11 protein-coding genes and 2 pseudogenes are annotated in these 13,629 nt (G+C 39.6%); 9 read left to right on the top strand and 4 right to left on the bottom strand.

Annotated features, from left to right (window positions below; translation table 11 throughout):
- Positions 1–170 precede the first annotated feature (170 nt).
- The 5 genes and pseudogenes from CDZ78_RS04320 (at position 171) to CDZ78_RS21700 (ending at position 4,362) form a co-directional block, all read left to right on the top strand.
- Positions 171–1,730 (top strand): Re/Si-specific NAD(P)(+) transhydrogenase subunit alpha, encoded by a 1,560-nt coding sequence (locus CDZ78_RS04320; protein WP_087868874.1) that lies wholly within the window; start codon positions 171–173, stop codon positions 1,728–1,730.
- A 34-nt stretch (positions 1,731–1,764) separates the two neighbouring features.
- Positions 1,765–3,136: pseudogene (gene pntB, locus CDZ78_RS04315) on the top strand (Re/Si-specific NAD(P)(+) transhydrogenase subunit beta).
- Positions 3,137–3,305: 169 nt separating this feature from the next.
- The gene (locus CDZ78_RS04310; RefSeq protein ID WP_087868873.1) at positions 3,306–3,668 is read left to right on the top strand and encodes a hypothetical protein; all 363 of its coding nucleotides are present in this window, start codon (positions 3,306–3,308) and stop codon (positions 3,666–3,668) included.
- 401 nt (positions 3,669–4,069) lie between these two features.
- On the top strand, positions 4,070–4,204 hold the full coding sequence (locus CDZ78_RS23565; protein ID WP_280175539.1) for a hypothetical protein: 135 nt from the start codon (positions 4,070–4,072) through the stop codon (positions 4,202–4,204).
- Positions 4,204–4,362, top strand: a complete 159-nt coding sequence (locus CDZ78_RS21700; RefSeq protein ID WP_167374173.1) for a hypothetical protein — start codon at positions 4,204–4,206, stop codon at positions 4,360–4,362. The genes CDZ78_RS23565 and CDZ78_RS21700 overlap by 1 nt, the downstream gene beginning before the upstream one ends.
- Before the next feature lie 314 nt (positions 4,363–4,676).
- Here CDZ78_RS21700 and mnmA read toward each other — a convergent pair whose 3' ends face one another.
- Together mnmA and CDZ78_RS04300 are read right to left on the bottom strand one after the other, a co-directional pair.
- A complete protein-coding gene (gene mnmA / locus CDZ78_RS04305; RefSeq protein ID WP_087868872.1) occupies positions 4,677–5,768 on the bottom strand; it encodes a tRNA 2-thiouridine(34) synthase MnmA in 1,092 nt (363 codons plus the stop codon).
- Positions 5,768–6,223, bottom strand: coding sequence for an NUDIX hydrolase (locus CDZ78_RS04300; RefSeq protein ID WP_087868871.1), 456 nt, complete (start codon positions 6,221–6,223; stop codon positions 5,768–5,770). The genes mnmA and CDZ78_RS04300 overlap by 1 nt, the downstream gene beginning before the upstream one ends.
- 135 nt (positions 6,224–6,358) lie before the next feature.
- On the opposite strand from CDZ78_RS04300, the gene clpS reads away from it, so the two are divergent.
- Positions 6,359–6,682 (top strand): ATP-dependent Clp protease adapter ClpS, encoded by a 324-nt coding sequence (gene clpS, locus CDZ78_RS04295; protein ID WP_087868870.1) that lies wholly within the window; start codon positions 6,359–6,361, stop codon positions 6,680–6,682.
- A 21-nt stretch (positions 6,683–6,703) separates the two neighbouring features.
- Positions 6,704–8,968, top strand: a complete 2,265-nt coding sequence (clpA, locus tag CDZ78_RS04290) for an ATP-dependent Clp protease ATP-binding subunit ClpA (protein ID WP_087868869.1) — start codon at positions 6,704–6,706, stop codon at positions 8,966–8,968.
- 38 nt (positions 8,969–9,006) lie between these two features.
- Here the strand turns inward: clpA and infA are convergent, their stop codons facing one another.
- Positions 9,007–9,225 (bottom strand): translation initiation factor IF-1, encoded by a 219-nt coding sequence (gene infA, locus CDZ78_RS04285; protein WP_087868875.1) that lies wholly within the window; start codon positions 9,223–9,225, stop codon positions 9,007–9,009.
- Between the two features lie 163 nt (positions 9,226–9,388).
- Complete coding sequence (locus tag CDZ78_RS04280; RefSeq protein WP_087868868.1) at positions 9,389–11,638, bottom strand: Rne/Rng family ribonuclease; 2,250 nt, start codon at positions 11,636–11,638, stop codon at positions 9,389–9,391.
- Between the two features lie 669 nt (positions 11,639–12,307).
- Between CDZ78_RS04280 and rluC the strand changes: the two genes are divergently transcribed.
- On the top strand, positions 12,308–13,261 hold the full coding sequence (gene rluC / locus CDZ78_RS04275; protein WP_087868867.1) for a 23S rRNA pseudouridine(955/2504/2580) synthase RluC: 954 nt from the start codon (positions 12,308–12,310) through the stop codon (positions 13,259–13,261).
- Positions 13,262–13,389: 128 nt separating this feature from the next.
- Positions 13,390–13,629, top strand: a pseudogene (locus tag CDZ78_RS04270) (ISAzo13 family transposase); the annotation flags it as partial.

Raw genomic sequence — 13,629 nt, 5'->3', positions numbered from 1 at the left:
TGGTATTACCGTGCAATTCCTCAAGAATAATTAATATCGGGAAGTTGTTTCGTGCTTATTCCTAAGCAAAAGGGGCTTGATAACAAATATTGATTGAATTTAGCGCGTCAATCTCTTATGCTCAGATTCAGCTCTATTCAACTTATCTTTATAAAATGAAGGGGGCGGGCATGGAAATAGGTATACCAAAAGAAATTCACCCGGGTGAAAAGCGTGTTGCAACGACACCGGATGTTGCTGAAAAAATAATTCAACAGGGTTTTGAAGTTAGTATTGAAAGTGGCGCAGGACTGCTAGCTAATATTTCTGATGAAGCCTATAAGGAAGTGGGCTGTACCATCAGAAAAACAGCTAAAACTTTATGGAAAAATGCTGATATCATCATTAAAGTCCGGGCCCCGGAAACACATCCTGAGTTGGCTATAGATGAAACAAAACTGTTATCAAAAGGTGGTTATTTAATCTGTTTTATCTGGCCGGCCCAGAATAAAGATTTAATGCAAAAACTGCAGGATAAAAATGCGACAGTTTTGGCAATGGACTGCGTGCCTCGTTTATCCCGCTCACAGAAACTGGATGCCTTGAGTTCCATGGCAAATATTGCTGGCTATCGTGCTGTTATCGAAGCCGCTGAGCACTTTGACCGTTTTTTTACTGGACAAATTACTGCAGCAGGGAAAATAACACCTGCAAAAATAATGGTTATTGGTGCAGGCGTTGCAGGTTTGGCAGCCATTGGAACCGCTAAAAGTATGGGGGCCATTGTGCGAGCATTTGATACCCGGCCAGAGGTAAAAGAGCAAATAGAAAGTATGGATGCAGAATTTCTTATGCTGGATTTTGCTGAAGACGGTTCAGGAACAGGTGGTTATGCTAAAACCATGTCTAAGGAGTTTCTGGAAGCTGAAATGGACTTATTTGCCAGGCAGGCAATGGAAGTTGATATTATTATTACCACGGCATTGATTCCCGGGAGACCTGCGCCAGAATTGATCACTGCCGGGATGGTTGAAACCATGAGGCCTGGAAGCGTTATTGTTGACCTTGCAGCAGAACAGGGCGGTAACTGTGCGCTGACTGAAAAGGATAAGGTGGTTGTTAAGCATGGTGTCACACTGATTGGCTATACTGATTTACCGAGTAGAATGGCGGCGCAATCCAGTCAACTTTATGGGACTAATCTACGCCATTTATTAACTGAATTATGCCCTGATAAAAATGGCATTATTGATGTTAATATGGATGATGATGTGATTCGTGGTACCACGGTTATCAAAGAAGGTACGATAAGTTGGCCACCACCAGCACTCGCAGTATCCGCTACCCCAGCACCTCAAACTGAAGCACCTGCAGTAGCCGAAGAATCAGTAAAACCCAGCTTAATACCTGAACCCATCAAGCAATTATTACCAATATCGTTGATTGGCGGAGCATTATTTGCCTTAGGCTCGGTTGCTCCAGTTTCATTTATGTCTCACTTTACGGTATTTGTGCTGTCCTGTTTTATTGGGTATCAGGTTATCTGGAATGTTTCGGCCTCTCTGCATACTCCCTTAATGAGTGTTACCAATGCGATTAGTGGCATCATCGTTATTGGTGCCGTTGTGCAAATCTCAAGTCCGAGATTTATGATTACGCTGCTCTCGGGTCTAGCAATTCTTATTGCTTCAATCAATATTGCGGGTGGTTTTTTAGTGACCAGGCGCATGCTTGAAATGTTTAAAAAATAGGAGCAGTCAGATGATATCACCAAGTTTAATTATAATGTCCTATGTTGTCGCTTCAATTCTTTTTATTTTAAGTTTAAGCGGCTTAAGTCATCAGGAAACATCACGCAGGGGGAATTATTATGGTATGGCAGGAATGGCTATTGCTATATTTGCCACTATATTAAGCGATACAGTTGGTGCCTATATTATTCTCATCATTGCCTTAGCTATTGGTGGTTATATAGGCACCAAGATTGCTATAAAAGTTGAAATGACACAAATGCCTGAACTGGTTGCTATTATGCACAGTTTAGTCGGTATGGCAGCGGTTCTAGTCGGGTATGCTAATTTTATAGATAGTTCATTTGGGCTGGAAGGTATTGAAAAAACGATTCATGAAGTTGAAGTTTTTATTGGTATTTTCATCGGAGCAGTGACCTTTTCAGGGTCTGTGATTGCATTTGGCAAACTGTGCGGAAGGATTGATGGTAAACCCTTTATGATACCGGGCCGGCATTGGTTGAATCTTGGCTTATTGTTTGCCACGCTCTGGTTAGGTGATGCCTTTTTAACAGCTGCAGCAACAGGTGGTGGTACTGGTGCATTAATTTTAATGACTCTGATTGCCTTTGTTTTTGGAGTGCACATGGTCATGGCAATTGGTGGGACAGATATGCCGGTTGTTGTCTCCATGCTCAACAGCTATTCGGGCTGGGCAGCAGCTGCAACCGGATTTATGTTAAGCAATGATTTATTAATTGTAACAGGTGCTCTGGTTGGGAGTAGTGGTGCTATTTTAAGTTATATTATGTGCCGAGCCATGAACCGCCAGTTTTTTAGTGTTATAGCGGGTGGATTTGGTTCAGTTAGTGGTGGTGAAGCTGCCAAAGTTGAGGGTGACGTAATCCCTATAAACAGTCAGGAAACTGCTCAATTATTATCTGATGCTAAAAAACATTATGATTATCCCTGGCTATGGCATGGCAGTCGCCCAGGCTCAACATACCGTAAATGAAATCACTAAAGTATTACGGGCGCAGGGAAAAAATGTACGCTTTGGAATTCATCCTGTTGCGGGTCGAATGCCTGGGCATATGAATGTCTTATTGGCTGAGGCCAAAGTTCCTTACGATATAGTCTTTGAAATGGATGAAATCAATGAGGACTTTGCTAATGTTGATGTATCAATTGTCATAGGTGCTAATGATATTGTCAATCCATCTGCACTGGACGATCCCAACAGCCCTATTGCGGGTATGCCGGTATTAGAGTGCTGGAAAAGCAGGTCTACCATTGTTTTAAAACGTAGCATGGCAACTGGCTATGCAGGTGTTGGAAATCCGCTATTCGTACATCACAATACCCGTATGTTATTTGGCGATGCCAATGAAAGCATGCAGGCTGTGTTAAAAGCAATTAATCGTTAATATGAAGTACCAGCCTGCAGCAGTGAAATTCATCACATAATATAAGAGTAAAATAGCATTTTATAGCTCAATTATCCCTAAAGTGTTATTGTTTATATCAAGGAAAATAAGGAGCGTTCCTTAACATAGTGCTAAGCACTACCACTAAATTTATTATAAGGTTTAAATTATGAAGTACCTAGTCAAATCAATAGCAGTTCTCGTACTGTCAGCAGCAAGTATTTCGGCATTTGCTAAAGTAAAGCCCATGAACATGCAACAAGGACAGTCTTCTGGTCAAGGTATGGGCATGGAAATGTCTGAAGAAATGAAAGACAAAATGGCTAGGAATAAGCAAAAATATATTTTGCAAGTAAATGACCTTTCTGACCGAATTCAGGATGAAAATAACTCTAAAAAGAAACAGGCTCTAATGGATGAGCAGCTGCAGGTAATCAAAGATCATCAGGAAAAAAAGAGACAAATGAAAAAAAAGATGATGCAAAAGCACCATCAAAAGATGATGAATAAAAAAGGTGATATGAAAATGTAAGTCAGCTTTAATTCTATTAAAGCTATATTTCGCACAGTATAAATACTAACGAGTAACAAGAGGAGTGCAATAGCTTTAGCTATTGCTATCACTATCACTAGAAAAAAGCTAAAGCTTTTTTATTCCTGCATGTTTTGTATTTTGTTAGTTTATTTATACTCAGTTATTTATAGCGTCTTTTTGCGAAACCCATCAATGTTCGTATGTTTGATGGGTTTCATTTCGTGCCTAAAAACAGGCATTTCATTCTACCCATCATCCTACACATATGTTAAATGTGTCTTCGTGAGTACTTAGCTTAGGAATGTGCACGAAATAACATCCTGAAGCAGCCAAGCTTGAATAATGAAATATCTCCCCTAAATTAAGGTTATCTTAATTTATTACTCAGTGGTTGTCTTATGTCATTTCCTTATAAAAAAAATATCGAAAAGTCGATGAAGAAATTTTATGACTCACTTTGTGAAAAAAATAAGCGACGGTATGCCGCCATTGAAAGTGAAAAATTATGGCTCTATGTGAATCCTAGTGGGTAGTGCGTGATGAAAATAACTCTAAAAAGAAACAGGCTCTAATGGATGAGCAGCTGCAGGTAATCAAAGATCATCAGGAAAAAAAGAGACAAATGAAAAAAAAGATGATGCAAAAGCACCATCAAAAGATGATGAATAAAAAAGGTGATATGAAAATGTAAGTCAGCTTTAATTCTATTAAAGCTATATTTCGCACAGTATAAATACTAACGAGTAACAAGAGGAGTGCAATAGCTTTAGCTATTGCTATCACTAGAAAAAAGCTAAAGCTTTTTTACTCCTGCATGTTTTGTATTTTGTTAGTTTATTTATACTCAGTTATTTAGAGCGTCTTTTTGCGAAACCCATCAATGTTCGTATGTTTGATGGGTTTCATTTCGTGCCTAAAAACAGGCATTTCATTCTACCCATCATCCTACACATATGTTAAATGTGTCTTCGTGAGTACTTAGCTTAGGGTACCCAGGAATAAAGGTTAGGCATTATATTTAGCTTCAATAACTCCACCACCCAGGCATACTTCACCATCATAAAATACTACCGACTGACCCGGAGTAATCGCACGCTGTTGCTGTTCAAATACAACTTTTATTCTATTATCAGCTAAAGGAATAACAGTACAAGGCTGATCAGCTTGCCGGTAACGGGTTTTTGCGCCGCATTGAATGATTTCTGTTAGTGGTTGGTTACTACACCAGTCTAATTGATTTGCTTCTAATGTGTTATGCAGCATTAATGGATGATTATGGCCCTGACCCACTATTAAAATATTGTTGTCTAAATCTTTATCCAGTACATACCAGGGTTCATCCGGCGCATTTTTAACACCACCAATACCAAGTCCCTGACGTTGCCCGAAGGTGTAATACATCAGACCTGAGTGTTTAGCGATATACTGTCCTTCAGGGGTACGTATTTCACCGGGTTGAGTGGGTAAATAACGCTGCAGAAATTCTTTGAATTTTCGTTCACCAATAAAACAAATTCCGGTACTGTCTTTTTTATGATGATTAGCAAAGCCGTATTTTTCGGCCATTTTACGAATTTCTGTTTTATGCAGATGGCCAATGGGAAATAATGTTTTCGATAAGGCTTGTTGGCCTAATGTATATAAAAAATAACTTTGTTCCTTACTCGGGTCTAGACCTTTGAGTAAAAAGTATTCTCCATCTTTTTCACTAACTCGTGCATAGTGCCCCGTTGCGATATATTCAGCTCCCAGGTCTTCCGTTGCATAATTTAAAAAAGCTTTAAATTTGACGTGCTTGTTGCAGAGTATATCCGGGTTTGGGGTGCGCCCCGCAGCAAATTCGGCAAGAAAAACTTCAAAAACTTCATCCCAGTATTCACTGGCAAAATTAACAGTTTTTAATTCAATCCCAAGCGTATCGCATACTTGTTGTGCATCAGCCAGGTCTTCCAGAGCAGTGCATTCATCGGTACCGTCATCTTCGTCCCAGTTTTTCATAAACACGCCAGTCACTTGATGACCTTGTTCTAATAACAAAGCGGCGGTTACTGAAGAATCGACTCCGCCTGACATGCCGACGATAATATTTTTACTCATTATTCTAAATCTAAAAAAGTTTTTAATAAGGCGAGCGGATAACGCTCACCAGCTAAATATTGGTCTATCGTTGTTAACACTAAAGGACTGCGTAATTGAGATTTTTTGGAGAGAATTTCTTCTCGTGTTAACCAGTGTGTGGCTATAATGCCGTCATCAAGTGCTTGCTCAGGCTGGTGATTATGACATGTGCCTACAAAACACACTCTAAGAAAACTTGGGGATTCGGTATTTTTTCGCCACAGTTGTATTGAGGTAAGATATTCTGGCGTAAACTGCCAGGCAGTTTCTTCGCTAACTTCTCGTTGGACTGCATCGATAAGGCTTTCACCGGGGTCTAAATGTCCAGCAGGCTGGTTGAATGCTAAACCATACTCTGTTTCCTCTTCAACCAAAAGAAAACGATGATCGCGCTCAATGATAGCTGCAACTGTTACATGAGGTTTCCAAACCATGAATTTTCCTTTAGTTTTAAAAAAGGCTGTAGTCTAATCGTGTAACGGCTATTATACTTTATAATACTATTGAAATTGAGGATTAGACCTCAATATTAAATGCTTAATAGATTATTATTTGAATTGTAGAAAGAGATGAGTGAATTTAGTCCATCCGAAGACCATGATGATGCGTTAGCAGTACAAGAAGCGACGCCTAAATTAAAAAAACCACTATTGTTTAAAGTCATTTTACTTAATGATGACTTTACTCCAATGGATTTTGTTATTGAGGTGCTAGTTGACTTTTTTTCAATGACGGAAGATGCTGCAACACAGGTTATGTTGCATGTACATACACAAGGTATGGGGATTTGTGGGGTTTTTTCTAAAGATGTCGCAGAAACAAAAGTTGAGATAGTTAATAATTATTCTCGCGAAAATCAGCACCCTTTAATGTGTGCTATGGAAGAAGCCTAATGAGCCTGAGGAGTATTTGTTATGTTAAGTAAAGATCTTGAAGTAACATTAAATCTAGCTTTTGTATCTGCGCATGAAAAGCGTCATGAATTTATTACGGTAGAGCATTTGTTACTGGCATTATTAGACAACGATAGTGCGCTGCAGGTTTTATCTATTTGTGCTTGCGACACACCGACTTTGCGTGGCGATTTAGCGCAGTTTATTGATGAAACAATCAGTTTATTATCGGTGGAGGGTAAGAGAGAAACTCAGCCGACTTTAGGTTTTCAACGAGTGTTACAGCGGGCGGTTTTTCATGCGCAGGCTTCTGATAAAAAAGAAGTCGATGGTGCGAATCTATTGGTTGCATTATTTAGTGAGCAGGATTCACATGCCGTGTATTTGTTAAATAAACAGGATATTCAACGGCTGGATGTTGTGAATTATTTATCTCATGGCATGTCAAAAGCTGGGCTGGAGGCTCCAGAGCAAAAAGAAAATGCTGGTGGTGTCGAGCAGGAAGTGACAGAGAGTCCATTAGATAAATATACAATGAACCTTAACCAGCAAGCGATAGAAGGGAAGATAGATCCCTTAATAGGTCGTGAGCTTGAATTAGAGCGTACTGTTCAGGTTCTGTGTCGACGCCGGAAGAATAATCCTTTGTTAGTGGGTGAGGCGGGTGTTGGTAAAACAGCCATTGCCGAAGGCCTGGCAAAGAAAATTGTTGAGGAAGATATCCCCGAGATTTTACATAACTGTGTTATTTATTCTCTAGATTTAGGGGCTTTAGTGGCTGGCACCAAATATCGTGGTGATTTTGAAAAGCGTCTTAAGGCTTTGATGAACCAGTTACAAAAAGATGTTAATGCTATTTTATTTATTGACGAGATTCACACTATTATTGGTGCCGGTTCAGCTTCTGGGGGAGTCATGGATGCATCCAACTTAATTAAATCCGCACTGGCATCTGGTCAACTGCGCTGTATTGGTTCAACAACTTATCAGGAGTATCGGGGCATTTTTGAAAAAGATCATGCTTTGGTGCGACGTTTTCAGAAAATTGATGTGATAGAGCCAACAGTTGATGAGACATTTCAGATTTTAAAAGGTCTGCAAAGTCGTTTTGAGGAACATCATGAGCTTAAATATACTCTGGAAAGTTTGCGTGTTGCTGCCGAGTTATCAGATCGTCATATCAGTGATCGATTTTTACCCGATAAAGCCATAGATGTAATTGATGAGGCGGGAGCTAAACAGCGTTTAGTGCCTAATGATGAACGAAATTTATTGATTGATGCGCATGCCATTGAAGAGGTTGTCGCTAAAATTGCTCGAATTCCAGCTAAATCAGTTTCAAGTAATGACCAGAATAAGTTAAAAAATCTTGAAAAGAATCTGAAAATGTTAGTATTTGGCCAGGATGAGGCTATTGCCGCTTTATCCTCTGCTATTAAACTATCCAGAGCAGGCTTGCGTGATGTTAGTAAAACTATTGGTTCATTTTTATTTGCTGGACCTACCGGTGTTGGGAAAACAGAAGTAACAAAACAATTAGCTAAGCTGATGGGAGTTGAGTTAATTCGCTTCGATATGTCTGAATATATGGAAAGCCATACGGTATCACGTTTGATTGGAGCACCTCCTGGTTATGTGGGTTATGACCAGGGTGGCCTATTGACTGAGCAGGTTAATAAGCACCCACATGCGGTGCTATTATTAGATGAGCTGGAAAAAGCGCATCCAGATGTGTTTAATTTGCTTTTACAGGTGATGGATCACGGTACATTAACGGATAATAATGGTCGTAAAGCTGATTTTCGAAATATTATTCTGGTTATGACTACTAATGCTGGGGCTGAAGAGGGAAGTCGTGCTTCGATTGGTTTTACTCAGCAAGAGCACTCCAGTGATAGCATACGGGTTGTTGAAAAATCCTTTTCCCCTGAGTTCAGGAATCGCCTGGATACGATTATTCAATTTAAGCCGCTGGATATAGCGATTATAGGAAATGTTGTAGACAAGTTTATTTTTGAACTGGAAACATTGTTATTGGAAAAAAATGTAACCTTGAGTCTTGATGCTGAAGCGAGGCTTTGGCTAGCAGAGCACGGTTGTGACCCCAAAATGGGAGCGAGACCGATGGCTCGCTTGATTCAGGATAAAATCAAAAAGCCTTTGGCAAATGATTTATTATTCGGCAAACTGGAGCAAGGTGGGCATGTCCATGTGACTGTGCAGAATAAGGAATTAGCATTTACTATCAAAAGCAAACAGCTAAGTATTTCGGAGGAGAATAATTAACACTCGGGGAGTATGCGTTTAGCCTAAGGTACCTAAGCTTAGCGCATACGAAATGTAATACGACCTTTGGTTAAATCATAAGGTGTCATTTCTACTTTAACTTTATCGCCAGTCAAAATACGAATGTAATGTTTGCGCATTTTTCCTGATATATGAGCCGTTATTACGTGGCCGTTTTCTAGTTCAACTCTAAACATTGTATTAGGGAGGGTTTCGGTAATCGTACCTTCCATTTCAATTTGATCTTCTTTTGCCATGGGTCTTGTATACTCTAAAAAGTCTGTAAATTTTTTCAATCTTAGCAGATAAATTCCACTAAAGACAGAAATTAAAAGGAAAGGGCATAGGCAGTATGGTTTTCTGTTCTATGCCCTTTTATATTGTTAGCTTCTCAAGAAAGCTTCCGTCAAAAATTGCTACTTAGTCTTCAGTTTTGGCGGCATGCTTATCAGCTGCAGCTGCAGGTGCCGGTTCTGAACTTGACTTAGCGGCTGAAATATTTTTTTGATAATTTGCTGCATAAGACTGAGCTTCAGGATTTTTATTGAAGTTTGGTTGTGCTTCTTTTGATTCCTGTTGCTTTACGGTTGTATTGTCATCTTTAGCAGGCGTTGGCTTATTGCTAACATTACTTTCCTCTGAGCCTGGCTTTGCCGCTCTTGGCTTTCTATTGTAGCCTCTGCGGTTTGGTTTTCTATTCTGGTTTCTTGGTTTAGGCTCACCTGTTTCAGTATTAGCTTCAGGCGATTTTACCGATGGCTCTTTGCTCTTTTTTTCTGGAGTGGAGTTTTGAGTGGTGGTATTGCCGTTGGCTGGCTTATTCTTTTGTGAGTTGTTACGATCACGATTGTTCGGGTTTCTATTACGATTTCTATTATTTAAATTTCTACGGTTATTAGGGTTTCTGCGGTTATTCTGCTGCTTTTCACCCTGAGGTTTAACCGTTTTATCGCTCTTTTCTGTTGTTTTAGTCGACACTTCTGCTGTTTCGGCAGAGGAGCCGATAAGTTTAGTCCAGAAGCGATTGATTAGACCTGCCGATGTCTTTTTGTTTTGAACCGGTGCTGGAGCATCAGGTAAAAACTCTTTAATAACAGCTTGCTCAACTTTAGGTGCAGTTTGTCTGGCAAATTCAGGTAATGCAGTATCTTCCGCTTTTATCTGAGTATAACTGGCGGATTCTTCGCTGCCATCGTCGTCTTTATTTTTAATACGCTCTATATCATAAGCAGGTGTTTCTAAATGCTTGCTTGGTAAGACAATAATGCGTACTTTTAAGCGAGATTCAATTTGATCGATAGAAGGGCGCTTTTCATTTAACAAGAAGGTGGCGCATTCGATAGGTAAATGAGCAATGACTTTTTCGGTGCCATTTTTCATTGCTTCTTCTTCCAGGATACGCAATACCGATAAAGCAACTGATTCAACGTTACGAATTTCACCCTGGCCATTGCAGCGTGGGCAGGTAAGCTGGGTAGTATCGCCAAGAGAAGGGCGTAGTCTTTGGCGTGACATTTCTAATAAACCAAAGCGTGAAATACGACTGGTTTGCACGCGTGCGCGGTCAATTTTTAAGGCATCACGTAATCTGTTTTCCACAGCACGCTGGTTTTTATTTGCTAGCATATCGATAAAATCAATAACAAACAAACCACCCAGATCGCGTAATCTTAACTGCCGTGCAATTTCATCTGCAGCTTCCAGATTGGTATTCAGGGCGGTTTCTTCAATATCGCTACCTTTGGTAGAGCGTGCAGAGTTGATATCGACTGAAGTTAGAGCTTCGGTGTGATCAATGACAAGTTCTCCACCAGAAGGTAGGGGAACTTCGCGACTATAAGCTGTCTCAATTTGAGATTCTATCTGATAGCGATTAAACAGAGGAACAGCGTCGTTGTATAACTTAGCTTTACTAAGGTAATGCGGCATAACCTGTTTTAGGAAGTTATACACTAACTTAAAGGACGATTCTTTATCAATCAGGATCTCATCTATATCTGCACGTAAATGATCACGTAAAGCACGAATAATGACGTTGCTTTCCTGAAAAATAAGAAATGGATTGCTTTGTTCTTTTGAGGAGCGGTCAATCGCTTCCCATAGTTGTAGTAGATAGTTTAAATCCCACTGTAATTCTTCGGTGCTTTTTCCGCAACCAGCAGTGCGTACGATAAGTCCCATATCTTCAGGGACTTCTAAGCCTGCCATGGCATCACGTAATTCATTACGTGTTTCGCTTTCTATGCGTCGAGAAATGCCACCTGCTCGTGGGTTGTTAGGCATTAAAACCAGATAGGTTCCTGCCAGACTAATATAAGTCGTTAACGCCGCGCCTTTATTGCCGCGTTCTTCTTTTTCAATCTGGACAATAACTTCTTGCCCTTCTTTTAATTGTTCTTTTATTGCTGCACGACTCAGGTTTGGGTCGTCAGAATTAACCGCGCTGGGTGAAACTTCTTTAAGGGGTAAAAAACCGTGTTTATCCACACCATAGTTAACAAAGGCTGCTTCCAGACTTGGTTCAATGCGGGTAATAATACCTTTGTAGATATTAGATTTTTTTTGTTCTTGTGAAGGGTGTTCTATGTCAAAATCATATAGCTTTTGACCATCTACCAATGCAACACGCAGTTCTTCAGGCTGCGTCGCGTTGATAAGCATTCTTTTCATTAAATTATCCTTGCTTGATCCTGATATTCCGTGCAAAAGATAAATAAGACTTTGTTTTGTTGTTTGTTATTAGCTATTGGAACAGCTAATAACAGGCAATCTATTATAACTCAGAGCGTGATAATGCAATAGCAAATGCTATGCGAGTAGTCACAACAACATAGAAGTATAAAGAAGGACGCAACTAAATGGTGCTTATAACATCATGTTTCGATACTCAGGTATTGCATAATAACAATAGCAGGTACATGATGGCTTTCAATCAAGTGATTGACTGTATATTTGAAAACACATGTTCAGGAGCATGGCTAAATAGTTGTAGCGCTCTACTGGTGTTATATTTCAGCGATCTTACAGTCTGTATTGAATAGCCGCAAACACACGGTCTTATCTTATCGTTCGGCCTTTATCAGGTCGAGTATCGCTCGTCATGGGTCGAGCGAAAAAACCCAAAATCTGTTTATGCTTCAATGATTTAGTATCACTCAAAAACAATAAGTGTTTTATAACTTTATTGTTAATAATTCATCATGAATTAGAGAGTCTTTAAAGCAAGCTTTGTATAAACTATAATATTTTTTTGTCTATAACTTTTCAATTATAACCTGTTACAGTGTTGAATGTAATAAACTTATAGTATACAGCTGTAAATTCTACTATTATGGGGCTATGAAATCAGAAGATAACAAAGCGGTACCTAAAGTACATTACATTGAAATTACCGATGCGCATGAAGGACAACGTTTAGATAATTTCTTAATGAAAATGCTTAAAGGGGTGCCCAAAAGTCGTATTTATCGCATTATTCGTAAAGGTGAAGTCAGAATTAACAAAGGGCGTTGTGATGCAAAACGCAAATTAATTCTAGGGGATCTGGTAAGAATTCCGCCTATTAGAGTTGCTGAAGAAAAAGAGCTTATCTCTGCCCCTGCATATCTTACTTCCTGTCTGAAGCGTGATGTGATATTTGAAGATAATGCTATTTTAGTGATAAATAAGCCTTCTGGATTTGCCGTTCATGGTGGCTCAGGCATTAGTACTGGAGTCATAGAGGCATTACGTGAATTACGCCCCGAAAGTCACTTTCTGGAATTGGTTCACCGCCTGGACAGAGATACTTCGGGCTGTTTGATTATTGCTAAAAAACGCAGTGCCTTACGTACTTTACATGAATATTTTAGAGGGGATGGTGTTAAAAAAAGTTATTTAGCTTTACTGGATGGCCGCTGGGAAAAGAAAAAGTTAATTGTTGACCAGCCCCTGCTAAAAAATGTCAGTCAGGGTGGGCAGCGTATGGTAAAAATCAGTTCTTCAGGAAAACCATCTAAGACTTTATTTAAGCAACTGGCTTTGTATCAGGGTGCTACTTTAGTCGAAGCATCGCCATATACAGGGCGTACCCATCAGATTAGGGTACATGCTGCATGGTTAGGCCATGCCATCATCGGTGATGAACGCTATGGTAAAACGGAGATTAATAAGGCCTTTAAACGACGAGGTTATAAACGTTTATTTTTGCATGCGCATAAATTACAGTTTGCACACCCAGTCAGTGGTGAAATTCTGAGGTTAACCGCCCCTTTACCTGATGAACTGCAGGCTTTATTAGATAAAGAACAATAAATGTTTTCTGCATTATGTAAGTACCTTAGGAATGTGCACGAAATAACATCCTGAAGCAGCCAAGCTTGAATAATGAAATATCTCCCCTAAATTAAGGTTATCTTAATTTATTACTCAGTGGTTGTCTTATGTCATTTCCTTATAAAAAAAATATCGAAAAGTCGATGAAGAAATTTTATGACTCACTTTGTGAAAAAAATAAGCGACGGTATGCCGCCATTGAAAGTGAAAAATTATCTCATGGTGGCGTTAACTATATTTCAGCTTTATTAGAGTGTGACCCAAAAACTATCCGCCAAGGAAAAAAAGAACTCACCGAATTAGAACGGGATATAACAGGAATCAGACAACCTGGAGGCGGTCGAAAA

It is taken from the genome of Bathymodiolus platifrons methanotrophic gill symbiont, assembly GCF_002189065.1.
Taxonomy (GTDB): Bacteria; Pseudomonadota; Gammaproteobacteria; order Methylococcales; family Methylomonadaceae; genus Methyloprofundus.
This window is presented reverse-complemented; position numbering and strand designations above follow the sequence as displayed.